The 26,282-nt window shown below is 40.0% G+C and carries 19 protein-coding genes; all 19 read left to right on the forward strand.

The genetic code is table 11. The features are described 5' to 3' along the window. The first annotated feature begins 45 nt into the window (after nucleotides 1-45). Nucleotides 46-1,677 (forward strand): alpha,alpha-phosphotrehalase, encoded by a 1,632-nt coding sequence (gene treC, locus HMPREF9960_RS08015; RefSeq protein WP_005590788.1) that lies wholly within the window; start codon nucleotides 46-48, stop codon nucleotides 1,675-1,677. 370 nt (nucleotides 1,678-2,047) lie between these two features. Further along, on the forward strand, nucleotides 2,048-2,845 hold the full coding sequence (gene pflA, locus HMPREF9960_RS08020; RefSeq protein WP_005590787.1) for a pyruvate formate-lyase-activating protein: 798 nt from the start codon (nucleotides 2,048-2,050) through the stop codon (nucleotides 2,843-2,845). A 503-nt stretch (nucleotides 2,846-3,348) separates the two neighbouring features. After that, nucleotides 3,349-4,572: a glycosyltransferase gene (locus HMPREF9960_RS08025; RefSeq protein WP_005590786.1), complete on the forward strand. Its 1,224-nt coding sequence runs from the start codon at nucleotides 3,349-3,351 to the stop codon at nucleotides 4,570-4,572. A 167-nt stretch (nucleotides 4,573-4,739) separates the two neighbouring features. Continuing rightward, entirely contained in the window at nucleotides 4,740-5,999 is a 1,260-nt protein-coding gene (secY2, locus tag HMPREF9960_RS08030) for an accessory Sec system protein translocase subunit SecY2 (protein WP_005590785.1), read from the forward strand. A gap of 6 nt (nucleotides 6,000-6,005) precedes the next feature. Further along, nucleotides 6,006-7,607 carry an accessory Sec system protein Asp1 gene (asp1, locus tag HMPREF9960_RS08035; RefSeq protein WP_005590784.1) on the forward strand — a complete coding sequence of 534 codons (1,602 nt, stop codon included), beginning with the start codon at nucleotides 6,006-6,008 and terminating at the stop codon, nucleotides 7,605-7,607. Beyond that, complete coding sequence (gene asp2, locus HMPREF9960_RS08040) at nucleotides 7,594-9,153, forward strand: accessory Sec system protein Asp2 (RefSeq protein WP_005590783.1); 1,560 nt, start codon at nucleotides 7,594-7,596, stop codon at nucleotides 9,151-9,153. Before asp1 ends, asp2 begins: the two co-directional genes overlap by 14 nt. Next, entirely contained in the window at nucleotides 9,150-10,184 is a 1,035-nt protein-coding gene (gene asp3 / locus HMPREF9960_RS08045) for an accessory Sec system protein Asp3 (RefSeq protein WP_005590782.1), read from the forward strand. The genes asp2 and asp3 overlap by 4 nt, the downstream gene beginning before the upstream one ends. 87 nt (nucleotides 10,185-10,271) lie before the next feature. Continuing rightward, nucleotides 10,272-12,560, forward strand: coding sequence for an accessory Sec system translocase SecA2 (gene secA2 / locus HMPREF9960_RS08050; RefSeq protein ID WP_005592341.1), 2,289 nt, complete (start codon nucleotides 10,272-10,274; stop codon nucleotides 12,558-12,560). Between the two features lie 69 nt (nucleotides 12,561-12,629). Beyond that, nucleotides 12,630-15,641 carry a hypothetical protein gene (locus tag HMPREF9960_RS08055; protein ID WP_005590780.1) on the forward strand — a complete coding sequence of 1,004 codons (3,012 nt, stop codon included), beginning with the start codon at nucleotides 12,630-12,632 and terminating at the stop codon, nucleotides 15,639-15,641. 63 nt (nucleotides 15,642-15,704) lie between these two features. Then, a complete protein-coding gene (locus HMPREF9960_RS08060; protein WP_005590779.1) occupies nucleotides 15,705-16,880 on the forward strand; it encodes a family 1 glycosylhydrolase in 1,176 nt (391 codons plus the stop codon). 267 nt (nucleotides 16,881-17,147) lie between these two features. Further along, a complete protein-coding gene (locus HMPREF9960_RS08065) occupies nucleotides 17,148-17,996 on the forward strand; it encodes a coiled-coil domain-containing protein (RefSeq protein ID WP_005592329.1) in 849 nt (282 codons plus the stop codon). Between the two features lie 14 nt (nucleotides 17,997-18,010). Further along, nucleotides 18,011-19,540, forward strand: coding sequence for an accessory Sec system glycosyltransferase GtfA (gtfA, locus tag HMPREF9960_RS08070; RefSeq protein WP_005592354.1), 1,530 nt, complete (start codon nucleotides 18,011-18,013; stop codon nucleotides 19,538-19,540). A gap of 30 nt (nucleotides 19,541-19,570) precedes the next feature. Further along, nucleotides 19,571-20,899: an accessory Sec system glycosylation chaperone GtfB gene (gene gtfB / locus HMPREF9960_RS08075; protein ID WP_005592401.1), complete on the forward strand. Its 1,329-nt coding sequence runs from the start codon at nucleotides 19,571-19,573 to the stop codon at nucleotides 20,897-20,899. A 68-nt stretch (nucleotides 20,900-20,967) separates the two neighbouring features. Beyond that, entirely contained in the window at nucleotides 20,968-21,144 is a 177-nt protein-coding gene (locus tag HMPREF9960_RS08080; RefSeq protein ID WP_005592375.1) for a hypothetical protein, read from the forward strand. A 106-nt stretch (nucleotides 21,145-21,250) separates the two neighbouring features. Then, nucleotides 21,251-22,288 carry a DNA polymerase III subunit delta gene (gene holA, locus HMPREF9960_RS08085; RefSeq protein WP_005590772.1) on the forward strand — a complete coding sequence of 346 codons (1,038 nt, stop codon included), beginning with the start codon at nucleotides 21,251-21,253 and terminating at the stop codon, nucleotides 22,286-22,288. A 91-nt stretch (nucleotides 22,289-22,379) separates the two neighbouring features. Then, a complete protein-coding gene (gene sodA, locus HMPREF9960_RS08090) occupies nucleotides 22,380-22,985 on the forward strand; it encodes a superoxide dismutase SodA (protein ID WP_005590771.1) in 606 nt (201 codons plus the stop codon). A 113-nt stretch (nucleotides 22,986-23,098) separates the two neighbouring features. Then, nucleotides 23,099-24,151 carry a serine hydrolase gene (locus HMPREF9960_RS08095; protein ID WP_005590770.1) on the forward strand — a complete coding sequence of 351 codons (1,053 nt, stop codon included), beginning with the start codon at nucleotides 23,099-23,101 and terminating at the stop codon, nucleotides 24,149-24,151. A 196-nt stretch (nucleotides 24,152-24,347) separates the two neighbouring features. After that, a complete protein-coding gene (locus HMPREF9960_RS08100; RefSeq protein WP_005590769.1) occupies nucleotides 24,348-25,127 on the forward strand; it encodes a YhfC family intramembrane metalloprotease in 780 nt (259 codons plus the stop codon). Nucleotides 25,128-25,423: 296 nt separating this feature from the next. Continuing rightward, nucleotides 25,424-26,110, forward strand: coding sequence for a Crp/Fnr family transcriptional regulator (locus HMPREF9960_RS08105; protein WP_005590768.1), 687 nt, complete (start codon nucleotides 25,424-25,426; stop codon nucleotides 26,108-26,110). Nucleotides 26,111-26,282 lie beyond the last annotated feature (172 nt).

Here is a 26,282-nt window from a genome sequence, read left to right on the forward strand (position 1 = left end):
GATGGTGGCTCTGAGCCCCTCCCTTTTATCAAAAAAGGAGAAAATATGACACTTGATAAAACAAAGGTTGTCTACCAAATTTATCCAAAATCTTTTAAAGACACGACTGGCAATGGTTTGGGAGATTTTCGCGGAATTATTGAAAAACTTCCTTACTTAAAAGAGCTGGGAGTGGACATGATCTGGCTCAATCCTTTCTATCCGAGTCCACAGCGGGACAATGGTTACGATATTTTTGATTACACTGCGGTAGACCCTATCTTTGGAGATATGGCAGATTTTGAAGAGATGGTCAAGGTCGGCCAGCAGCATGGTATTGACTTTATGCTGGACATGGTTCTCAATCATTGCTCGATTGAGCATGAGTGGTTCCAAAAGGCGCTGGCTGGGGATTCCTACTATCAGGATTTCTTTATCCTTCGGGATGAGCCGACGGACTGGCTATCCAAGTTTGGTGGCAGTGCCTGGGCGCCATTTGGCGATACGGGTAAATATTATCTGCATCTCTATGATGTCACTCAAGCTGATCTTAACTGGCGCAATCCCAATGTTCGTCAAGAACTCTTCAAGGTGGTGAATTTTTGGCGAGACAAAGGAGTCAAGGGCTTCCGCTTTGATGTCATCAATGTTATCGGAAAGGATGAGGTTCTGGCGGACTGTCCAGAGCAGGATGGGAAGCCAGCCTATACTGATAAGCCAATCGTGCATGACTATCTTCGTATGATGAATGAAGCGACCTTTGGGCAGGACGATTCTGTTATGACGGTTGGTGAAATGAGTGCTACGACGATTGAAAATTGCATCCTTTACACCGCACCAGATCGGCAGGAGCTATCTATGGCCTTTAATTTCCATCATCTCAAGGTGGACTATGAGGATGGACAGAAGTGGACGCTTAAGGCCTTTGACTTTGAAGAGTTAAAACGCCTCTTCCATACTTGGGGCAAGGAAATGAGCGAACACGACGGTTGGTCGGCTCTCTTTTGGAACAACCATGATCAGCCACGAGCTCTCAACCGCTTTGTCGATGTGGAGAATTTCCGCAATGAAGGAGCGACCATGTTGGCAGCCAGTATTCATCTGTCGCGCGGGACGCCTTATATCTACATGGGTGAGGAGATTGGCATGGTGGATCCTGACTACGATTCCATGGAAGATTATGTGGATGTCGAGTCTCTCAATGCTTACCAGACTCTGCTTGCTGAAGGTCAATCACCAGAAGCAGCCTTCAGGATTATCAAGGCTAAATCTCGTGATAATTCTCGGACGCCTATGCAGTGGGATGATTCAGTCAATGCAGGTTTTACAACAGGAACTCCATGGCTGAAGGTGGGCAAATCCTATCCTCTCATCAATGTGGAAAATGAAATCAAGGGACCGATCTTTACCTTTTATCAGGAATTGATTGCTCTGCGTAAGGAATTGCCTATCATCGCAGAGGGCAGCTATCAGCCAGCCTATGAGGACAGTCCTCAGGTCTATGCCTTTGAGCGGGAGTGGCAAGGACAAAAGCTTTTAGTCCTTAACAACTTCTATGCTGACCCAATTACCGTGGACATCCTACCAGACTATCAAAGCGGTCAGGTGCTGATTTCGAATTACGAGGAGCCAGCAGTAGCCGTGACCATGACTTTGAAACCCTACGAAACGTTAGCTATTTTAGTAAATAATGATTAAAACCAGCTTAAGCTTCTTTTAAGTATGGTGCAGTATACTAAAAGCACCAAATGAAGACCTCTTAACTTTATTTGATAGAAGGAGTCATTTAGTTTAACAGATGAGCAGCTGTTATAGCTATAGTTCCGCACCTTTTTTTCATAACAATCTCCGAAAAGGTCGCCCTCTAGGGCGGCTTTTTTATGGAGAACGCTGGAAACGGAGAGAGGCAATTTTAAGAAAAATGGAAGACTTTATCTGTTGTAACACAATGAAAATGAAACTGAAAAACAGTTTATTTTCTAAAAAATAGGCAGAATCTATCTATTTTCACTCGAATCGTGGTATAATGTAATTATAGTAAAACGTTTTCAGGTACAAGAGGATTATTATGGTTGAAGAAGCGATTGATTATGGGAAAGTAACGGGAATGGTGCACTCTACGGAGAGTTTTGGAGCAGTGGATGGACCAGGTATCCGCTTCATCGTCTTTCTGCAGGGTTGTCATATGCGTTGTCAATATTGCCACAATCCAGATACTTGGGAGATGGAGACTAACAAGTCTCAACTGCGGACTGTGGATGATATCCTACAAGAAGCCCTTCGTTACAAAGGTTTCTGGGGTAATAAAGGTGGTATTACCGTCAGCGGGGGAGAAGCACTTCTGCAAATCGACTTTTTGATTGCCTTCTTTACCAAGGCCAAAGAGCTGGGGATTCATTGTACGCTGGATACTTGTGCTCTGCCTTTTAGAAATACGCCTCGTTATCTAGAAAAGTTTAATAAACTGATGGCGGTGACGGATTTGGTCTTGCTGGATATCAAGGAAATTAATGAAGCGCAGCATAGGATCGTGACTACCCAGACCAATAAAAACATCTTGGCCTGTGCAAAATATCTCTCAGATATTGGAAAGCCAGTGTGGATTCGTCACGTTCTGGTGCCAGGCTTAACCGACCGTGATGAGGACTTGATTGAGCTAGGTAAGTTTGTCAAAACACTCAAGAACGTTGATAAGTTTGAAATCTTACCTTACCATACTATGGGAGAGTTCAAGTGGCGGGAGCTGGGCATTCCTTATTCACTGGAAGGCGTGAAGCCACCGACTGCTGATCGGGTCAAAAATGCTAAGGAACTGATGCAAACGGAATCCTATACCGAATACATGAATCGGGTGCATAATAACTAAGTGATGTAAGTAGGGTAAGATGAGGCTGGGACAAAAGTCCTAGCCTCTCAATTGTCTTTGGATTGTCGAGCAAGACGCAGTGGTTGAGTGGGCTCTATTACGCTGATTTCATCAGCTTTTACAGCCCTACTCAACTGTGCGGAGGTGGAACGACGAAATCGAATTCTAACGAATTACCGATTTCTGTCCCACTCTCATTTTTCTCAATAAAATACCTGCTAATTCTTTGGGATGCCCTAATTTTATAAGATTTGATAGCATGAGAGCACACATTTAAGTACATTGCAGCTAGTGGCTGTCTGATTTTAAAAGGATAGATATACTAGAAGAGCTTATAGCAAACTTTCTTCTTTTTGCCTGATTAGCTTTCACCTCTATTTTAAGGCTAGAAAAGTTAGGTCTAGCTTTCAAGAAGGTGTTTGAATAAAGGCGGAATTTATGGTATAATTAAACTTAATAGCGATTTTTTTAGAGAATAGAATAAGCGTAGAAGGAGTAGTGTTTTGGAAAAGAAAAAAGCCATTGTGGTTTCGGGAGATTATGGGTATATCAGACAGATTGAAACGACCATAAAATCTCTTTGCTGTCATCATAAAAATCTAGATATTTATGTTTTCAATCAGGATATTCCTCAAGAATGGTTCTATTATACGCGTCGGAAGGTGGAAGCAGCTGGCAGTCAGTTGAACGATGTGAAATTGTTTAATGATCAGATTGACGATCAGGTGAAATCAAAATGGGAAGCTGGAACCTATGCTCACATCAACTACATGGCTTATGGGCGCTATTTTATACCGAATTACGTTGCAGCAGATAAAGTTTTATATTTAGATTGTGATATTGTTGTGACACGAAATCTGGACCATCTTTTTGAGATAGATCTGGAGGATTATTATGTAGCAACGACTCGCGCGACATATGGAGTAGGCTTTGGCTTTAATTCTGGAATGATGCTCATCAATAATAAGCGTTGGCGTGAAGAAAACATGGCTCAGCAATTGGTAGAGTTGACAGATAGAGAATTAGCCAATTTTACTGAAGGTGATCAGTCTATCTTGAATTTGATGTTTGAGGGCAAAAAACTTGATTTGGAAGATACTTACAATTTTCAAATCGGTTTTGACATGGGAGCTGCGCTAGATAAGCATGACTGGATTTTCGAAATTCCACTTTCTCCACTACCTGCTGTTTTGCATTATATTTCTGGTCAAAAACCATGGAACACTGTTTCCAACATGCGTCTGCGTGAAGTATGGTGGTTTTACAATTCTCTTGATTGGTCTACAATTATTGAGACAGATGAATTTGATGTCGAGAAAGCTATTAAACAGAGGGATGAAGGCTTTGCTCTCCACTGTGTAACCTTGACAAACTCAGATAGGCTAGAGGGAATTGAAGATTTGGTGAATGCATTACCAAACTGTCTATTTCATATTGCTGCCTATACACAGATGTCTGATAAGTTACTCAAACTGATGGCTTATGAAAATGTTCGTTTGCACCCTGCAATTTTGCCATATCCTTTGAGAGATTTACTTGCGAGCAGCGACATTTATCTTGATATCAATCACGATCAGAAATTCGATACTGTAATTAGGGAGTTTCAAGAGTCTGGTAAGCCTGTTTATGCCTTTGATAATGTTCAAACAGAAGGGGTTTCAGAGCAAGTATTCTCACATGAGAATTATCAGGAAATGGTGGAAAAAATTCGATCAGATTTTAATTAAATGACGAACTGCCCCACATTTTGTAATCGAAATAGAGAAAGCAAGTTGATTCCTTATCTATAATTCTATGGAATGGGCTTGCTTTCTTAAGTCTTTGGCTTAAAAGACAAGTTTATGTATGAAAAGAGGACTCTGGGCAAGTCCAAAATACAAATAAAGGATAATAAATGGAGCACTTTGGTCTTAAGAAAAAGAAGCATCAGAATATTTTTAGAAAGAGAATCCTCTTTACCCTGTTCATTATAGCTATTTATATATTAGGAAGACATATCTTGCTTCCGGGCTACAATGGCAGTATGGAAGCTTTTCGGATAAAGGAAGACAATCCCTTGGCCGCTTTGTATTTGCTGGCAGGAATTGATGTTTCTCAGATTTCAGTATTTTCTTTGGGCTTAGGACCTTGGATTACGACGATGATCGTATGGCAAGTCATGAACCTAAAGAAAAGCTGGAATATACAATCTTGGTCCCTTAAAAAAACGGATTTCTTTCAAAAAATCTTAACCTTGTTCTTTGCGATTGTGCAGGGACTGGCCATTATGTACACCGCTTATAGAGGAAATGGTCGCTTTCTACTTCTAGTGGATGATTGGCTCTATAATCTAGCAGTTTTACTCACAGTTGTGACAGGCAGTTTTATTATTATTTGGTTGTCAAGCCTTAATACTCGTAAAGGAGTGGGAGGGTCAACCATTATTATCATTTCAGGGATTTTACTCCAGTTTGCTGACCAATTAATAGTCTTGCTTGGGAAATCCTTGTCTTCTGTCCGAGGAGGAATGATGTTAGTTGTGGCTCTATTGGCCTATCTTCTCTTGACCTTTGTTGCTGTTGTGTGTGAGAAAGCCGAGATACGTCTGCCTCTCAATCGGATCATGTTAAGCAGTCGCTACTATGATAAATCTTATTTGCCAATTAAGTTCATTCCTTCTGGTGGAATGCCCATTATGTATGCAACAAGTGTCTTGATGTTGTTCCAATTATTACTAGACTGGACGGGGAAAGGATTTTCACTAAAATTTGGGAATTTGTTTGACTTTACAAAGCCCTTGGGTCTCCTTGTTTATCTAGTTGCGATTTACTTGTTGGGTATTTTGTTTGCCTATATCAATTTGGAACCGGAAGAGACAGCGAAACGCTTGCAGCGTCAGGGAGAATATTTTGACTATATTCAGCCTGGGAAAGAAACCTTAAAAGTGTTAAAACACTATATTTCTTTGCAATCAAATATAGGTGCTATCTATCTCATCATGTATGTCGGCCTGCCCTATTTTATTAATTTCTTCTTGCCTTTACCAAGTTTCTTTTTGACCTTGCCAAGCACACTAGTCATTTTGATTAGCATGCTCTTGCCCTTGCGTGAAGAAATACGAATCTTAAGAATCGGGACTTATTATCATAAAGAACTAGAAGTAAAAGGAGAATAGAGGGATATGTTTTACTTTGTACCTTCTTGGTATAAACAAGATCGAAAATGGTATTCTACTGCCCTACCTTTCTATCTGCAACCAAAAAATATGATGTTTGATGATGCCGTAAATTTATTGCGGATGTTTCAACAATCAGGAGAAGCCAACTCTGTCCTGATTTTGAATTATTCACCTCATATTCGGACTTTCTTTTATCAACAAAGACTTTCATCAGATGAAATGTGGAATCTATTTGATAGCATACAAGGTCTGACAGACGTGCCTGCACGAAAAATTCGTTTGGATGATTTGAAATGGCCTCAGGGAGCAGAAATCTTTTATACTCCTTTTATTGTAGATGTTCACGTTGATCACCTACCTCATGCTCAGATTAATTTTTCACAAATAGGTAATATTTTTGATATTACCTATTTTGAAAATAATCAGATAGATTATCAGCTTGTTTTTGATGACCGTGGCTTTGTCTCCAGTATTATCTATTTTGAGCATAATCAGCCATATTATCAGGACTATCTGAATGCACAAGGAATATGGCAATTCAGAGAATTTTTGACAGCTGATAACCAGCAGGTCATTATCAATCCTGAGGCACAGGGCACATTTGCTAAGGATGTCTATCAGAATATTGAAGAGCTTGTTAAAGAAAAGCTAGAGCAGCATTTGGCTTCTGTTTTAACCAAGGATGATTCGATTATTGTTTCAGCAGATGTGCAGCATAATCATTTTTTCCAACAGATTAAGAAGGATCATCTTGTTGTTTTGTCCTTCTTTGGCAATCGTTATCCAATTACGAATACAGAACAATTATTCTCTGATTTAAAAGATACTCCATTTTTTGTGGTAGATAGCTTAGATAAAATCGTGAAGATTGCAGAACAAGTGGGAGAAGTAGAAGAAGAGCAACTTCCTGCTTATTATGAGATTCCACCCTATGATACACAGTTGAATCTTGGGCATAGTCAGCGGAAAAAAGAGTTGATTATCTATGTCAATTTCGATACTTTACCAGAACATCATCTTCAATATGTCTTTACTTCCTTGTTTGATATGATGTTGCAACACGAGTGGATTGACTTATTGGTTGGGACGCAGAGTCAAGATTTTGGTCGAGAAGCTTCTATTCGACAGTTTCTTGAAGAATCTTTGTCATCAACAAAGTATGCAGAAAAATTGCTCCTTGTTGACAAGGATAAGGCTGCTAAGAGTGGTGATCCACGCTTAGAAGATGATGATAGCCTCAGAGAGCGAATTGATACTGTGGTGATTCATAGTGATACCGATTTGGCGAAGGCTCTGAAGTATGTTCGCGTCATCTTGGATTTGGGAAGCCCAGCAGATATCCGAACTCAAATTGCAGGTATCAGCGGAGGGATTCCTCAAGTGAATTTGTATAGTTCTTCCTATGTGAAGCATGGCGAAAATGGTTGGATCATGAATGATATTTCTAACCTGAGAGAGGCACTCTTGTATTACCTCACAGATTTGGAACACTGGAATCAGTCTTTGGTACATTCGGTTAAGAGGATTGAGCTGTATACAAGGGGAGAAATTGTCGAAATGTGGAAAAATACGATAAAGGAATTAAAGCTAAATGAACAGAATTAGTGTCCTACAGATTGCCAATGAGAATTGGCAGCACCAATATGAGATTCCTAGTAATATCGCATGGACATTTGTTAAGCCAGAAGATATCATGTCTCTCTTGCCCGAAGATATTGGTATTTTAAAAAAGGATGGGAAGAAACCGAAGGCTGCTAAGCCCTATGATGTTGTATTGGTCGATACTGTTGAGCATTTTGAGTACATTACAGTATTGGATAGCTTAATTCAGGTTTATCGCTTGTTTTATCATGAGCGCTGTCAGATCACTACAAAAACTTTGGAAAGATTCCTTTTACGCAAAAGGGCCGTTCAGTCTACTTTTGAAGATCCAGCTCAGATGCTGTATCTATTTTCACGGGGCTTTTCTTCCAAGCAAAGTGGTACCAAGCTCAGTGTTAATCATCTAGCTGTCAATCCCTCCTTCTCAGGTCAGATTAACTATGAAGGAACTAACTATCTCCGTCTGTGTGGCCAATATGGTGAGGATTACCAAACTGTAGCAACCTATCAGTACAATATCTTTCTGAGCGCAGACGCCCCTTTGGATTTATGGCCAGAGTTCAGAAATTCTGAAGATTGCGCAATTCGTTATGTCATCAAGGGTTATCCAGTTGGCAATTCTCCCATGCAAGAATGGATTTATGATGAAGAATCTTTTGATAAGCCTCTCGTTTTGGATACCAGCGATTCTTATTACCTAAGCGTCAGTGTTCAAGTAAAGGGGCAAGGAATTGTGAAAATTGGACCATTCCACCATCGCCAGTCTCATTTGGGTTATGGGGACTTGTTGATTGGTGGAAATCGTGTTGTGGATAAAAATCGGGAGGAATTGATTTACTACTTCCATCCTGGTGATTTGAAGCCACCTCTCAATATTTATTTTTCTGGTTATCGTCCAGCTGAAGGATTTGAGGGATACTGGATGATGAACAATTTGGGAGCGCCTTTCTTGTTGATTGGAGATCCACGTTCTGAGGGTGGTGCTTTCTATCTCGGTTCAGAAGAGCTAGAGCAAAAGCTTGTTCAGGTCATTCATCACTGTTTAGATGAATTGGGCTTTACAAGAGACCAGTTGACCCTATCCGGACTATCAATGGGGACTTTTGGAGCCCTGTATTATGCTTCCAAGTTAGAGCCTCATGCAGTGATTGTCGGTAAGCCCTTAGTAAATTTAGGCGATATTGCAGAGAATGAATCCACGATTCGTCCTGGAGGTTTTCCTACTTCTTTAGATTTGGTGCTTCGTACAACAGGAGAATTATCAGAGGAAGGAACAGCTCAACTTAATGAGCACTTCTGGACATCGTTCAAAGAAGCTAATTTTTCAAGGACGAAATTTATTGTGTCTTATATGTATCATGATGACTACGATGGTACGGCCTACCCTGATATGCTAGAAGAGCTAGGAAAGCGAGCTTATCGCGTTAATGTCATTAGTAAAGGATTAACTGGACGACACAATGATGATACGCAAGGAATTGTCGAATGGTTCTTTAATCAATATAAAACTTTATTAGTGAATAGTTTTGAAAGGAAGTTTGATTCGTGATATACAAGGAAGAAATCTATTTTGCTTATTGGGATATGCAAAGTGTATCACAGTATCTATATGGATCGTCTGTGAAGCTGCTAGCAGATGGGCATGTCTTATATGAGAATCAGTTCATGCCGTCTGGTACAGTCATTCATGAATGGCATTCGCAGGCAAACTATCAGGCTTTACGAAATACAAGTCAGCTTCCTGAATTGAAGCGAGGAGAAAAATATATCTTTGGCAGCCATCTGGAGACTCTTCCTGAAAATTCGACCTACTTAAAGATTGAATTTATGAATGCGCGTGATGAGGAGATTTTTAATCAAATCATTAAGCAGGGTGAGACGATGAGCATTCGTGTTCCGAACAATACCCATCATTATAAAATTCAATTAGTGAGTTCAGGTTGCCATCGTTTCTTGTTTGAAAGCATCTATATTGCTGAAGAAGGTGTGGCAGATTATACTATCGATCGCTATTGGATTTCGAAATTGTTGCATAAGGACGTCAATCAAGAGACGATTTACGTTTGCTTTACGGAGCCTGATTTTAATCGGACGGGTTACATTCCAGAAATTGTTCGGGAGCATTTTCCAAATTTGTTGGTAGTCAATTCTTCCTATAAAGACGCTCTTTTGTATATGGAAAAAGAGTTCTTCGAAATCTTACTTGGAACAATTGAAAAGCTGTCTCGAGAATATTCTTTTGAAAAGGTCGCTTTTGCTGGCTATGGGCCGATTTCAAATATCGCAGCCTTGCTTTACTCACAGCAATTTGAAAATGCCTATGCTTTAGTGACTGATGATTTCATGCCAGAATTGGATTATCAGCATGTTCTTGTTCGCTATCAAAATAGGGTAAATTATCCTTTATTTAGAGATTTGCTACTGGAACGCTTCAATTCAGCTAGAGTAAAAGAGTATGCCCATCTGAAAAATAGGCCACGGGTACTAACCAAAATTGATTATTTGTTGGATCAGTCCTTTTTGCTTCAAAAAATAGACTTGGAGAAAACGGAAGAGTGGATGAGAAAGAATGAAGCCTAAAAAATTACATTTAGCTAATTCCTTTAAACTAAGGCGTTATAAAAAATCTTAGAAAAGATTAATCAGCTTTCTGACGATTATGCAGCCATGTCAGATGAAGAATTGCAGGCTAAAACTCAATGGTTTAAAAGCCGTCTTTCTAAGGGAGAAAGGCTGCAGGAAATTTTACCAGAAGCCTATGCCACCATTCGTGAAGCGGCTAAGCGCGTCTTGGGGCTCTACCCTTACGATGTACAAATCCTAGGTGCCTTAGTCATGCAAGACAATCAGATTGCCGAGATGAGGACGGGAGAGGGAAAAACACTAACAGCAATTCTGCCCTTGTACTTAAATGCTTTAACTGGAAACAGCACCATCTTGGTTACGGCCAATGAATATTTGGCGATACGCGATGCTAAACAAATGGCTCCTGTTTTTCATTACTTAGGAATGACAGTTGGGATTGGTGTTTCAGAAAATCCAGCTAAAAGATTGAAGGTTGCGCAAAAGCAGCGGATTTATCAAAGTGATATTGTGTATACAACACATAGTGCGCTGGGATTTGATTACCTTGAAGAAAATTTAGCGACCTCTCAAGCAAAGAAATTCTTGCCTAGGTTCTATTTCTGTTTAGTGGATGAGGTTGATGCAGCTCTCTTGGATAGTGCTCAGATGCCTCTGATTATATCAGGTTCTCCTCGGGTCCAGTCTAATCTGTTTCTTTCCTGCGATGAATTTGTTAAGACCTTGAAAGAAGAGGAAGATTTTAAGCTAGATTCGACTCGGACTTCAGTCTGGTTGACGAGAAAAGGTGTTAAGGAAGCAGAAGTATACTTCCGTGTACAAAATGCCTACGATCCAAATAACTACCAACTGATCCGCCAAATTAATTTGGCCTTAAGGGCCAATCATTTATTTGAAAAAGATCGTCAGTATACTGTAGAAAATGGCGAAGTTAAGCTGATGGATGAGGCAACAGGGCGAGTTTTAGAAGGGAATAAACTCCAATCTGGTTTGCACCAAGCCTTGGAAGCGAGAGAACGCGTGAAGATTTCCTTAGAAACACGTTCTATGGCCTCTATTACCTATCAAAATTTGTTCAAGATGTTTCCTAAATTGGCGGGGATGACGGGTACAGGGAAGGTCTGTGAAGATGAATTTCGTGAGGTGTATGACTTGGGAGTGGTCGTTGTACCAACTAGAAAGCCCAATCAACGGATTGATTATCCAGATGAGATCTATCTAACTATCCCTCAAAAACTTTATGCTTCTTTGGATTATATTAAAAAACTACATAAAAAAGGGCAGCCAGTTCTGATTGCGACAGGATCGGTAAGAATGTCAGAAATTTACTCCATGCTCCTGCTGCAGGAAGGAATTGCTCATAACGTGCTAAATGCCTACAATGCAGCAAAAGAAGCAGAGATGATTGCACAGGCTGGCCGACGTTCTGCGGTAACCGTCGCAACTTCTATGGCTGGTCGTGGAACGGATATTATCCTAGAAGAAGGTGTTGCTAAATTAGGCGGACTGGCGGTTATTGGAACAGAGAGAATGTCCAGTGAACGAGTGGACTTGCAGCTTCGTGGTCGTGCAGGCCGTCAAGGCGCACCTGGACTAAGTAAATTCTTTGTTTCACTTGAAGATGATATTATTACAAAGACTGGCAGTAAGTGGATCAATGATTTTTATCAGAAAGAAGTCGCCAAGCCAGAGGAAAAACAGAAGGTTCATCTAAAATCTGTTCGTATTAAATATGAGGTGACAGAAGCTCAGAGAAACAGCGATAATGCGGCAGCTGCTTCAAGACGATCAACGGAGCAGTATGACGAAAGTATCCGAATTCAACGGCAAATCATTTATAACAAGCGTAATGACATTATTGCTCGTCCTGACTTTAAACTAGAATATTTTTTATCTGTTTTATCAGATGCTATGGACGCCTATATGAAGAAGCATCCATTTAAAGAGCAGGCCGATTTGTATCGATTTGTTTTGGATAATATTAGCTACTATTGTCAAGGCATTCCAAGAGATTTAGATGTGACAAACATTCGTCAAGTTAAGAAGTTCCTATCTAAGCTTTTCATTGAAGAATATCAGCGAAAACGCGATAGAATTGAGGATTCAGAACTGTTTGGGCAGCTTCAGCGCATCGCAGTGTTAAGAGCAGTGGATGATTGCTGGGTGGAGCAAGTTGACTATCTCCAACAATTTCAAACTTTAGTGGTTAGTCAAGGTTATGCGCAAAAGAATCCTGTATATGAGTTTCATAAAGAGGCTTTTGAGTCATATAAGAGAATGAATGCAGACATGAATCTTAAAATTATAAAAAATATGGCGCTTAGTTATGTCGATGTTCAGCCTACAGGGAAATTAGAGGTTTTCTTTGGCTAAAGTTTTGACAGATTGTGCCATAGACTTTATAATAAGGATATAACTGCATTCGGGAGAAAATGTATATTTATGGGTAAGAATAATAAAGCAAAAGGGTTTAAGCGCGTTATATCGAAGTTTAAACGATTGGTGACGGAGGATGATAATTATTATGATCCGGATGCAGCCATCTTAAAACCGATTAGCCGAAAACCCCAAGAGCAGAATCAGGTTGTGTTAGGTATTAATGAAGAATTAAAACCACAGACAGAGCCAATTTCTATTATGGAAGACTTTGAGGATTTTCAAGCCAATAATAGCTTGGTAGTAGATGATCTGATAAAAAATGTCAGCCAAAGTTTATCAATGAGCGTTTCGACTTCAATGAGTTTGTCTGCTGAACATTTCGATAGTGACTCTGTTTCAGCAAGCGAGAGTCCTCTTCAAGATTCGCTGTGGGAGAATGATTCATTAGAGACTTATTCTTTAGACTCTTCTTCTCTAGACTCTTCTTCTCACAGTATCTCAGAGTCAGATTCACTTTATGAGAGTGAGTGGTTATCCGCTTCTATCAGTGCAAGCGAGAGTCTTTCTGAGTCTGAATACTGGAGTATCTTTGAATCTGAATCTCTCAGCATATCAGAATCAGATTCACTTTATGAGAGTGAATGGCTATCCGCTTCTATCAGTGCAAGTGAGAGCCTTTCTGAGTCTGAATACTGGAGTATCTTCGACTCTGAGTCCCTCAGCATATCAGAATCAGATTCACTTTATGAGAGTGAATGGCTATCCGCTTCTATCAGTGCAAGTGAGAGTCTTTCCGAGTCTGAGTACTGGAGTATCTTTGAATCTGAATCTCTCAGCATATCAGAGTCAGATTCACTTTATGAGAGTGAATGGCTATCCGCTTCTATCAGTGCAAGTGAGAGTCTTTCCGAGTCTGAGTACTGGAGTATCTTTGAATCTGAATCTCTCAGCATATCAGAGTCAGATTCACTCTATGAGAGTGAATGGTTATCCGCTTCTATTAGTGCAAGTGAGAGTCTTTCTGAGTCTGAATCCTGGAGTATCTTTGAATCTGAATCTCTCAGCATATCAGAATCAGATTCACTTTATGAGAGTGAATGGTTATCCGCTTCTATCAGTGCAAGCGAGAGTCTTTCCGAGTCGGCTTCTATCCTTCTTAGCGAATTCGTTTCAACTTCGGTAGCGGATAGTCAGTCAGCTTCTCTGTCAGAATCCATTAGTGCTAGTCTGAGCCTTTCAGAATCTGAGTCTCTTAGTGCCTTAGAAGAGACTTCTATGAGTCTTTCAGATTCAGTTTATGAGGAGGAAGCTGATTCACCTTCAGTAAACGAGAATAAGCCAGATACTTTCTTGATTTCTCTTAGCACTAGCCTGAGCCTCTCTACTTCTGAATGGTTGGCTCAGTCTGAGTTTACTTCACTTAGCCTTTCGGCATCTGAATCTTTGAGTATCAGTCAGTCTCTATCCTTGAGTGAAGCATTTTCTCAACTTCTTTTCGAGTCTGAATCAGCCAAGGAGAGTCAGCAGCTATCAGAATCACTTAGCCATATCCAGTCCCTTTCTCTTTCAGAATCTTTGAGTGAGTGGACAGCAGAATCTCTCAGTCTCAGCGAGTCAATCTTTTTGAGCGAGTCAATTTCCCTGAGTGAGTCCATTGCCGAGTATACTTGGTTAAGTTCTTCATTATCGGTTAGTGCCTCTCTTGCTCAATCCGAATTGGAAAGCCAATTGACATCAATTTCCGAGTCTATTAGTGTCTCAGAATCTCTCAGTCAGAGTGTGAGCGTCTTCACTTCTTTCAGCTTGAGTGAGTCAATTTCCTTGAGTGAATCCGAAAGTCTCAGTGCATCAAGCTCCTTCAGTTTGAGTGAGTCCGCTTCTTTGAGTGAATCTGAAAGTCTTAGTCAGAGTCTCAGCCTTTCAGAATCCTTGAGCCAAAGTGTCAGCGCTTCACACTCTTTGAGTCTCAGTGAGTCAATTTCAGTCAGTCAATCTGAACAAGAAAGTCAGAGCCTTAGTGTGTCAGAATCCTTGAGTCAGAGTGCAAGCATTTCGACTTCATTTAGTTTGAGCGAATCACTTTCCGAGTATACTTGGCTCAGTTCGTCACTCTCAATTAGTGCTTCTGTTGCCCAATCTGAATTGGAAAGCAAGTTAACATCGCTTTCCGACTCTATTAGTCAGAGTGCTTCACTCTCTCTGAGTGTTTCAGAATCTCTCAGTCAGAGTGCAAGCCTTTCAACTGCCTTTAGTTTAAGTGAATCAGTTTCCTTAAGTGAGTCTGAAAGCCTTAGTCAGAGCCTCAGTGTTTCAGAATCCTTGAGTCAAAGCCTGAGTGTTTTAAGCTCCTTTAGTTTGAGTGAGTCCGAAAGCCTTAGCCAGAGCCTCAGTATCTCTGAGTCATTAAGTGAGAGTGCGAGTCTTTCAACTTCTTTAAGTTTGAGTCAATCAATTTCAGAGTACAATTGGATCAGTTCTTCACTCTCAGTTAGTGCTTCTGTTGCCCAATCTGCATATGAGAGCAAGTTAATTTCAGTTTCAGAGTCGGCTAGTCAGAGCACCTCAACCTCTATCAGTCTTTCCGAATCTCTTAGTCATAGTGTCAGCATCTCAACTTCCTTTAGTTTGAGTGAGTCGATTTCCCTGAGTGAATCAGAGCAAATCAGTCAAAGTATTGTGAGAGTTTCCTTATCTGAGTTTTATAGTATTTCAGTCTCAGAGTTGCTTTCTTACAGACAGAGTGTTTCAGAGTCTAAGTCAGTATCACATAGTTTACAAGTCTCAGAATCTCTGTCACTTAGCTTGTCTCGAACAGAGTCAATGCGTCTTTCCTATCAACAAGAATCGCTTGATAGTATGAACCTTGCATCTCATGAACTTTCAGAGGCAGTTGCACTATCTCAAGAAAGCCTGTCTGTTCAAGTCTCTACAACTCCAAACTTGAGCGTGACAGATCAAGAGGCATATCAGATGGTAAGACCAGGTTTACAGCCAATTTCTCCTGACTTAAAAAATGTCGCTAGTACATTATCTGGATTGGCTTCAATCACTCAAAATAAGAAAGACCAGCGATAATTTTAAAGATACTAGAGGATACAATAGTATCCACATATATTCACAAAATCAAAAGGAGTCATTATGATTAGAAATACGATGCCCAACAGCAATAAAGGTTTGGGAACGACGGATGTATTACCAATTAGTGAACCACGTATAGGAGTACTGACAGGGGAAATCAACTACAAAAAAGTACCAATAGGTGCCTATGATCTTCTGGGGCAATTTACTTTAGCGAGTCAACCGAATTATGTTAGTGATTTGAATATGATTCAATCGATGGGCTTCAATGTTTATAGAATTTCTATCTCTTGGGCACGCATTTTCCCAACTGGAGAAGAAGCGCAGCCAAGTGAAGAAGGTTTGAAATATTATGAAGCTATCATTGATCAAGTGTTGCAAAAGGACATTGAACCGATTGTAACTTTAAGTCATTTCGATCTTCCTCTTCATCTGTATGAAAAATACGGTGCGTGGAAGAGCCGCAAGATGCTTGAACTTTATGAGCATTATACAGAAGCTGTTTTCAGACATTTTAAAGACAAGGTAAGATATTGGATTACCTTTAATGAATTTAATATTTTACACCATTTACCATATCTTGGTGGCGGTCTGTCTTTTGAAGATGGAGAAAATCGAAACCAACGAATCTGGCAGGCGGCTCACTATCAATTGGTCGCTTCGGCACGTGCTGTTAAGCTTGGAAAATCAATCAACCCAGAATTTCAATTTGGTGGCATGTTGGTAGTCAGTCGTAACTATAGTCAGAATCTAGATAGTGCGATTGATGCGATGGAAGCAGAAGTTAAGAACCGTGAAAACTATGTATTTACAGATGTACAAGTTCGTGGTTCTTATCCAAACCATTTCTTGCGCCGATTAGAGCGTGAGCAGATTGCTTTGGATATTGAAAATGATGACTTCTTTGACTTACGAGTCGGAAAGGTTGATTTTGTTAGCTTTAGTTACCATGCATCTAGTAATTCTCAAGAAGTCTTTATCAATAAATATGGCTATAATAACACCAATAAGAATCCAATTGATCCTGTAGGTCTTCGCCTAGCTATGAATAATCTTTATGACCGCTATCAAAAGCCACTATTTATTGTGGAAGATGATCTAGTATTAGACGAGTCAGATAGCCGATCAATAGAAGAGCTAAAAACGAATATTCAAGAGATCGTTAAAACAGTAGAATATGATGGCGTTGAGCTTCTTGGCTATACACCTCTCAGCTGGGTAGATCTCAATTTCTAAAGTAGATGCGTCTACAACTAGTTACCTTTTAAGAAAATACCTGAATGGATTATATGTCATCTATTCAGGTATTTTTGTTTATAAAAGAATAAGGTTACAAAACTAAGAGAACCATGGAACTAGCAGGTGGATAGAATTTTATTTGCTCTTGTAGTATCCTGATTTTTTTGCTCGGAGACTTATAAAACAATGGTAATAAGCGTCATTTTATGCTACAATTGATAAGATAGTATATAATTAGAATAAATGAAGAATAGAGGGAGCAGAATGAGACTTAAAAAGACCCTATTTGGTAACTATCGTGCCAAGGAAGTTGAAGAATACATTGAATCGTTAGAAGAAGGATTTGATAGTGAAATTCGTAAAAAGAATGAGAAAATTGAATCTTTACGTAAAAAAATTGATGCTTTAAAGAACCAAGAAAGAGAAATCGGTGAAGCCGTTGTTTATGCTAAATCGCTGATTATTGAAGCACATGAAAAGGCAGAAAAAGAGGCTCAAGAGGTTCTAGAGAAAGCTCAGAAAGACTTCTTACAAGTAAGATCGTCTATCCTTGAAGAGATCGATGAATTGACGAAAAAACGTCTTGAAACGGAACAACTCTATAAGGCGCAAAAGGAAAAAATCAAGGAGCTTCTTAGTCAAATTGGTCAGATTCTAGACGAAGAAACTTTAGAGGGTCAAATTGACATCGCAAGTCTAATCGAGGAAGCTTCGGAAGACGACGAATTTGCAAGCATATTTGATACTCCTTTAGAGGAAGATGAAGCTACGCGTTTGTTTGATACACCTTTGGAAGAAGACGAGGCTCCAAATGAGCAAGTTGAAGCTGAAAGTCTATTCGATGAAGCTTCTCTTGAAGCGCACGAAGAAGAAGTAAACGAATCAGATATTTTTGGTGAGGAAGAAGTCCCAGTAGAAATCTCTGCTCCACAAAAAGAAGTTGTGAATATTGAGCAAACATTTGCTAAGACAGGTACAGATAGCTCTGTTCCCGTTACTTACTTCACTTCTCCTGTCAAAAAGTCTAAAGACGAAGATAAAGAAAAAGGGAAAAAGAAGAAAGGAAAAATCATCAAACGCCTTTCAAGAATTAAAAAAGATAATCTTTTGTAAGAGGAACATGGTTTATGACAATTTATAACATCAACCTAGGAATTGGTTGGGCAAGCAGCGGGGTTGAGTACGCACAAATTTATCGTGCAAAATTGCTTCGCAGTGTGGGCTTAGAGGCAAAATTCATCTTTATGGATTTTATTTCAGCCGATAATATTGAACATTTGACGAAGAATATCGGCTTTGAAGACTCTGAGGTCATTTGGCTCTATCAGTATTTTACAGATGTTAAGATTGCTCCAACGACCTACACTCTGGCACATGTTTTAGCTAGTTTTGATAGAGAACCTATAGAAATCGTTCGTAATCCTGAGAATAAAACCTTTCGGATCCTGTTTGGAGATAATGATTTCGTAACGTGCTACTCATGCGATATGGATAATGAACTGATTGAGCGGGCAGAGATTGTTTCGCGTGGCTGTCTCATTCAGAAAGAATATTATACTTATACTAAAAACTTTATTGAGTATTATAGTCCTGTAGATGGTCGGGCTCGTCTCTATCAACGGACTTGGCTCAATGAAGACGGTAGTGTGGCTTACGAAGAGATTATCGATGAGGTAGACGGTAAGCAAGAAACGCAAGTTTATCGTTTTCCAGATCAGGTCTTCTACTCCAAGCAGGAGTTTGTTGCTCATTTCATGAGAAGTTTGAAGTTGACAGATAAGGATTTACTGATTCTAGACCGAGAGACAGATATTGGCCAGCCAATCTTCGCCAATAAGGGGGCTGCCAAACTAGCTGTTATCGTTCATGCAGACCACTTTAGTGAAAATCCTGCTGAGAAAGACTATATTTTGTGGAATAACTATTATGAGTATCAGTTTGAACATGCTGAAGAAGTGGACTATATCATCAACTCGACGGATGCTCAAACGGAGCTTCTGAAAGAGCAGTTTGCTCAATATACCGACATCAAGCCGAAGAATATTTTAACTATTCCTGTGGGTAGCTTGGATCAGCTGCGCCGACCAGAAGGTCAGCGGAAACCTTTTGGTTTGATGACAGCTTCTCGTTTGGCCAGTGAAAAGCATATCGATTGGCTAATTCACTCTGTAGTGAAGGCGCATGAGCAATTACCGGAAATCACCTTTGATATCTATGGCACCGGTGGTGAGGAAGCTATGTTGCGGAAGCTGATTGCGGATCTGCAAGCAGAAGATTATATTCGACTGATGGGGCATCATCATATGGCGGATATTTACAAGAATTATTCTGCTTATCTAGCAGCATCGACAAGTGAAGGTTTTGGTCTGACTCTGTTGGAAGCAGTAGGTTCTGGCCTGCCTATCATTGGCTTTGATGTTCGTTATGGCAATCCGACCTTTATCCGCGATGGAGAAAATGGCTACCTGATTCCCAAGGCTCGTCCAGATGATCTAGATGCCATGACGACAGAGTATGCGGAAAAGATTGTTCAGCTATTAACTCAACACTCTCAAGAAGATTTGTCCCGTGTATCCTATGAGGTAGCTGAACCTTACCTTGATGAGCATATTGCCCAGCGCTGGTCTGATCTAGTTCGATCGGCTCAGACCAACTAAGTAGGATTCAGAAAGAAAGGCATAACCACTATGATTTGTTTGTTTGACCGCTATGATCAAGCAAGTTTTGATTTATTACGTTCATTAAAAGCAACAGGACTTGATTGTCCTGTTGTTGTTGTGCAAGACGATGGCTATCTTTCACCAGATGTCGAGTCTCCTTACAGTTATTTTACGGGAGATTTGGATACACCAGAAGGCCGTCCAATTTATTTTAATCTTGTCCCCAAACCGCACCTATGGGAGATTCGCTCCAGCAATGTAAATGGGGAAATCTTGGATATGGGCAAGAAGCGTGCCAATATTTTCTATCGCCAACCAACGCATGAAAGACGTGTTCGGGCTGTCGAATGGCTGGATACAGAGGGGCAGGTTCGAGCAGCAGATATCTACAATCGCAAAGGACGCCTTTTCGCACAAATAACCTACGATCAGACACAACGTCCGACCCATACTCGCTATTTTGACCAGAATGATGTCGTGGTGATTATGGAAAATCATCTGACTGGTGATATCATCTTGACACTTGAAGGAAAGCGTCACATCTTTAAATCCAAACAAGAATTTGTCGTCTTTTATCTGCAATATCGTGGATATGATACAGATCGTATTATTTATAATTCTCTAGCAACCCCCTTCTTGGTGGCCTACGCTCTTCGTCCTAAAAATGGTCGTGCAGAAGATGTTCTTTTCTGGCAGGAGCCTATCGGAGAAGCCTTACCTGGAAATATGAAAGTAGCTATGAAAATGCCTCATCGCAATATCCGCATCGCTGTTCAGGACAGGCAGGTATATGAGAAAATTCAAAGCTTGGCAACACCAGAAGAAAAAGTCTATTTCCACAATATTGGTTATATTTATGATTACCAGCGTCTTAATAATATGAATCCAGAAGCCTTGATTTTGACCAATAGTGATCAGCTTGAGCAAATAGAGCAGCTCTTGACTCAGCTACCAAATGTACATTTCCATATTGGAGCCATCACAGAAATGTCTGGCCATTTGATGGGGCTCAATCGTTATCCGAATGTTTCGCTTTATCCAAATATTCGTCCGGCCAAGGTTGCAGAGCTTTTTGAGAGATGTGACTTGTATCTGGATATCAATATCAGCGATGAAATCCTTAATGCTTGTCGCACAGCTTTTGAGAATAACATGCTGATTCTCAGTTTTACAAACACTTGTCATAGCCGTCGATATATTGCGGATGATCACATTTATGCGCCAGAAAATGTCTCAGGCATGGTGGGTAAGATTCAGGGAGTCCTCTCTCTTCCGTCTGAAATGGAGGCTGCTCTTGCTAAGCAAAAACAGGTGGCGAATCAGGCTGATCTGGAAGCCTACAAGGCAATTTTATAAGCTAAGAAGACAAGGGCTTGCTTTCGATGAAAGCAAATTCCTTTCTATCAACAGAAAAGGAGGAGCAGATGTCTAACAAGGATAATGGCATTTTACAAGAACATATACGAGAACAGCTAGATAATCGAAAGAAACCCCTAAAAAGGGAGAAGCAAGAATTTAGTATGATTGCAGTTCTAGGTGGCGTTCTTTTTCTGATCACCCTTTTAGTCACGCTACTTATGCAGTTGGGACAATTCTTTTAGTCTCTGATATTCTAGTCAGAATGATGAAAAACAGCAGACTTTCCTGCTGTTTTTTGTTACAATTTATACATGACTAAGAATCAAGAAAATAGAAGGGAGTGCCACTGTGTTAGCAATTGAAAAAATTAGGAAAATCACTCCCGAAAACCTTCCACCTTTAACGATTTTGACGGGAGACGACTTGGGGCAATTTGAGCTGTTAAAAGACGAGTTTATGAAGCAGATTCACTACGATCCAGCGGATTTGAATGTCACGTTGTTTGATATGAAAGAAACGTCTTATGCAGATGTGGAGTTAGATTTAGTCAGCCTGCCCTTTTTTGCGGATGAAAAGATTATTATTTTAGATCATTTTGCGGATCTAACGACAGCAAAAAAGCGCTATTTATCGGATGAAGAGCTCAAGTCCTTTGAGCAGTATTTGGAAGCTCCTAGTAGCACGACCAAATTGGTTATTTTTGCGGAAGGCAAGTTGGACAGCAAACGCCGACTAGTCAAGATACTCAAGCGAGATGGACAGATCTTTGAAGCAGCTGAGATTAAGGAAGCAGACTTACGTCAGTATTTTACCAAACAAGCCCAGCTTGAAGGTCTGGACTTTGCTCCGAAGGCTTTTGACCACTTGCTGATCAAATCAGGCTTTCATTTCAGTGAAATCAGTAAAAACTTGGCTTTTCTGAAGTCTTATAAGGAGTCGGGGCAAATTAGTTTAGAAGACATCGCTGAGGCCATTCCTAAAACCTTGCAGGACAATATTTTTGATTTGACCCAGCTGATTTTACAGAAACAAATTGATGCCGCACGGAGTTTGGTGCGCGATCTAACCTTGCAGGGTGAAGATGAAATCAAGTTGATTGCTATCATGTTAGGTCAATTTCGGATGTTTACTCAGGTTAAAATTTTGGCGGATAATGGCCGATCTGAGAGCCAAATCGTGTCGGACTTATCAGACTATCTAGGCCGCAAGATGAATCCCTTCCAAGTCAAGTTTGCGCTTAAGGATGCGCGTGGGCTTAGCCTCAACTTTCTGAAAAGAACCCTGACCTGCTTGATTGAAACGGACTACCAGATCAAGTCTGGCCTTTATGACAAGGACTACCTTTTCGACCTCGCCTTGCTGAAAATCGCAACAGGAAACTTCTAAAAGCTTAGCAAAATTTATAAGCAAAATAGTTGAAAAATGTGCGTTTTTACGTTATGATTTGTATAATAATAAAGAAAATGAGGACAAGTAAATGGCAATTATTTTACCAGATCTACCTTATGCATACGACGCTTTGGAACCTTACATCGATGAGGAAACAATGCACCTTCACCATGACAAGCACCATCAAACTTACGTGAATAACGTAAATGCAGCGCTTGAAAAACACCCTGAAATTGGTGAAGACTTAGAAAAACTGTTGGCAGATGTTGAGTCTATTCCGGCTGATATTCGCCAAGCAGTGATCAACAACGGTGGTGGACACTTGAACCATGCTCTTTTCTGGGAATTGATGACTCCTGAAAAGACAGCTCCTTCAGCAGAACTTGCAGCAGCGATCGATGAGACATTTGGTTCATTTGAAGAATTCCAAGCAGCCTTCACTGCAGCAGCAACAACTCGTTTCGGCTCAGGTTGGGCATGGTTGGTTGTCAACAAAGAAGGGAAACTTGAAGTAACTTCAACAGCGAACCAAGATACACCAATCTCAGAAGGGAAGACACCGATCTTGGGCTTGGACGTTTGGGAACATGCTTACTACGTGAAATACCGCAACGTGCGTCCTGACTACATCAAGGCTTTCTTCTCAGTGATCAACTGGAATAAAGTAGATGAGCTTTACGCAGCAGCTAAATAATAGAATTATAAAACGGATCGCAATGATTCGTTTTTAAATGCCCTTAAATTGACCTTTCTACTTGTTATTTTAATGAGAATCTTTTATAATACTAAAATATTAGGAGAAATACTTTGATTAAAAATGACATAAAGAAACTGGCTTGCTGGTTCAGTGGTGTTTTCTTATTTATTTGTTATTTGGGTCTTTTGGTGGAACCACAGCGAGCTGATAAAAAGATAGCAGAAGCAGGTCAATCAATTGCTTCTTCACAGTCTACAGAAGGAGAGGAAACAAAATCTGAGGCGACTGCGCGTGCTGGCAAGACAATAGAAGAGAGGCAAGAGGTGATAGATCAGGATTTTCCGACCATGGAAGCCTTGGGTTTATCTTACGATTATGCGAATATGACGCTGCCACAAGTTGTTCAGGCTTACATGGATGACATGGGAATTGACTCTTCGCAGATTGCTTTTTCTTATAAAGATCTGACGAGTGGGCAAACTTATGCCATGAATGATACCCAGCCTATGACAGCAGGATCTACCTATAAACTTCCCCTTAATATGTTGGTTGTTGATGAGGTAGCAGCAGGAAAATTATCGCTGGAAGAGCGGTTTGATATTACTAACACCAGCTATGAATACAAGGGAGAGCACGATAACTATGTAGCGGCCTTCAATGGCGCCATGTCTATTCCTGATATGCAGGAGTATTCCCTAGTCTACTCTGAAAATACGCCCGCTTATGCGCTAGCAGAGCGATTAGGTGGTATGGATAAGGCCTACAGCATGTTTGAAAGGTATGGTCGGTCAAAAGCTAAAATCAAGACGATTAGTAGAGAGAATAAAACAACAACGGACTACTATATTCAAGTTCTGGAGTATCTGTGGAATAATCAAGAAAAATACAAGGACATTCTTTATTTTATCGGTGTTTCCTTCCCTGGTGAATATTATAAACGTTATTTATACGATTTGACAATTTACCAAAAGCCTGGGTATGTTAGAGAGGCTCTTAATGTTGATGCTATTGTCATGGAGGAGAAGCCCTATATTGTGGCACTTTATACAGCCTATCTAGGTGGCAGCACAGAGGCCAGTGAGGAGATCAGCGGAGTTGGTATTGATCAGGTCGGTCAAATTGCCTATATCATCAATGAGTGGCACCGGGTCAACATGAATTAAAATCGGCCCAGCAACTAGGCTCTGCAATGAACCTGCTGAATGAGGCTGTTTTATAGAAAATAGTTGTAGAATGGGAGTTGATCCTCGCATTTTGTTCTGAATATGAGTTTTCTGACCAGCTTTTTGAGAGGATTGACATCTGGGAGGAAAAAGGTATAATTCTAGTAAAACTTTTAATAGTTGAGGAGACGATTTCATGCTTCAAACGCATATTTTGATTGCTATGGTGCTGATTTTAGCCGCTGTAGTTATTCCAGTAATTTATTTTAAAAAGACCAAGCAGATTTCCCTGCTTGTTTTCCTCTTGGGAGGGGTTGGATTTTATCTGTCTAGTCAGATTTTCGAAAATCTCCTACATCGATTGGTTCTACAGCCTCAGGCTGATGGAACGATTGCTCTAATGAAAAATGCTCCCTTGCTCTATGTTTTGTATGGCATTGCAACGGCGGCTATCTTTGAGGAGACAGCGCGCTATGTGATTTTTCGATATTTGCAAAAGAAGCGTCCACTGACTATCGGTGATAGTCTAGCCTATGGTTTAGGCCATGGCGGGATCGAAGCTCTTTTCATCGGCATTTCAGGTCTCTTGAGTCTGTTTGTCCTCGCTCATCTAGTCAGCCAAGGGGACAGCACCTTGCTAGCGCAATTACCCCAAACGATGATTTCTTATGTGCAAAAACTACAGGCAGGTCAAATTTACTTACTGGCTTTCGAGCGGATTTTAGCACTTGCAATCCAAGTATTCTTGACTTTCTGGGTTTGGACGGCTGTCAAAGACAAAAAAATGAGCTATTTTCTTGCGGCTCTGGGCTTTCATGCTTTGATTGATTTGGCTCCTGCTCTGGTTCAAGTTGGTTGGCTGACTCAGCCGATTCTGGTTGAAGTGATTATTTTGGTAGAATTTCTTGCTCTGGTATTTCTGACTAAGAAGTTTCTATTGGTGAACATTTTTGATACTAAGGGAAAAAATGCTTAATCAAGCTCAAGTAAAGTAGGTAAGGGTTTAAACAAGATTAGATAGTAAGGGAAGGTTAGGACAAAAGGGTCCTAGCCTCTCTTTTTGTTAGAAAAGGATTCTTAATGTACTTAGCAGGAGTATTTAAACGGTCTGATAGAACTTTTAAAACGAATTCTTGAAGCAAGCGAGTAAAGCTAAATTGCTACTGATTTACTTTCATATTATTCTTTTTACTAAAATAAAATAGTCTGATAATTTCTGTTTTTGGAAGCGGATTTATGCTATAATACTAATAGCAAGTAAGAAGGGTTATTATGATCAATAAGGAACATTATCAGATTATTAGACGGCATCCAGCATTTGCACATTTTCCTGTGGAAATTTTTGATAAGATTGCTATTGAGATTCAATTCCGCAAGATTCCCAAGGGACAGATTATCTTCTTTTCAGGGGACCGTAGAGATCGCCTTTTCCTCCTGCATCGAGGCTATGTTCGTATCGAACAGTATGATTCAACTGATACTTTTTCTTATATGGATTATATTAAAATGAATAGTGTGTTTCCATATGGAGGTATGTTTTTCGATGAGCGTTATCATTATACGGCTAGCGCGGTCACCAATGTCGAATATTTCAGCATTCCTATGGACTTGTTTGAAGACTATTCAAAAAAGAATGTGGATCAGCTGCTATTCATCACCAAGCATTTATCACAGATTTTAGAGTTTCAGGAATTGCGCTTACGCAATGTTGTCTCGGCAAGTGCGACGGACCGTGTAACCCAGTCTCTATCTATTTTATGCATGGATCTGTGCAAAGAGCAGGATACACTTCCATTTCCAATGAGTATGAAAGAGTTGGCCAAGTTAGGAGCCACCACACGTGAAACAGTCAATCAGGTTCTAAAAAAACTAAGAGAAGAAGGAGCGATTGACTACGAGCATAAAAAATTGACATTTAAGAATAAAGATTACTTTATGAGATATTTTGAAGGGAGCTAATCAATCATTTGATTGGCTTTTTTCAAACATTTTTACACATTTAAAAGTTTTTTCTGATCATATTCTAATATTAATTGAACATATATTTTTTACAAAAAAATATATATTCCTAAAAATAATAGAACAACCAAAATATGCAAAGAAAACGCTTTAAAATAAATAAATATGATAA

The sequence above is a fragment of the Streptococcus cristatus ATCC 51100 genome (assembly GCF_000222765.1).
Classification (GTDB): domain Bacteria; phylum Bacillota; class Bacilli; order Lactobacillales; family Streptococcaceae; genus Streptococcus; species Streptococcus cristatus.

Coding starts and splice junctions, on each gene's coding strand:
- HMPREF9960_RS08080 (WP_005592375.1), top strand. CDS start 20,968: ATGTCTAACAAGGATAATGGCATTTTACAAGAACATATACGAGAACAG.
- gtfB (WP_005592401.1), top strand. CDS start 19,571: ATGATTTGTTTGTTTGACCGCTATGATCAAGCAAGTTTTGATTTATTA.
- secY2 (WP_005590785.1), top strand. CDS start 4,740: ATGGAGCACTTTGGTCTTAAGAAAAAGAAGCATCAGAATATTTTTAGA.
- sodA (WP_005590771.1), top strand. CDS start 22,380: ATGGCAATTATTTTACCAGATCTACCTTATGCATACGACGCTTTGGAA.
- gtfA (WP_005592354.1), top strand. CDS start 18,011: ATGACAATTTATAACATCAACCTAGGAATTGGTTGGGCAAGCAGCGGG.
- treC (WP_005590788.1), top strand. CDS start 46: ATGACACTTGATAAAACAAAGGTTGTCTACCAAATTTATCCAAAATCT.
- pflA (WP_005590787.1), top strand. CDS start 2,048: ATGGTTGAAGAAGCGATTGATTATGGGAAAGTAACGGGAATGGTGCAC.
- secA2 (WP_005592341.1), top strand. CDS start 10,272: ATGTCAGATGAAGAATTGCAGGCTAAAACTCAATGGTTTAAAAGCCGT.
- HMPREF9960_RS08055 (WP_005590780.1), top strand. CDS start 12,630: ATGGGTAAGAATAATAAAGCAAAAGGGTTTAAGCGCGTTATATCGAAG.
- asp2 (WP_005590783.1), top strand. CDS start 7,594: ATGAACAGAATTAGTGTCCTACAGATTGCCAATGAGAATTGGCAGCAC.
- asp1 (WP_005590784.1), top strand. CDS start 6,006: ATGTTTTACTTTGTACCTTCTTGGTATAAACAAGATCGAAAATGGTAT.
- HMPREF9960_RS08065 (WP_005592329.1), top strand. CDS start 17,148: ATGAGACTTAAAAAGACCCTATTTGGTAACTATCGTGCCAAGGAAGTT.
- HMPREF9960_RS08100 (WP_005590769.1), top strand. CDS start 24,348: ATGCTTCAAACGCATATTTTGATTGCTATGGTGCTGATTTTAGCCGCT.
- HMPREF9960_RS08105 (WP_005590768.1), top strand. CDS start 25,424: ATGATCAATAAGGAACATTATCAGATTATTAGACGGCATCCAGCATTT.
- HMPREF9960_RS08060 (WP_005590779.1), top strand. CDS start 15,705: ATGATTAGAAATACGATGCCCAACAGCAATAAAGGTTTGGGAACGACG.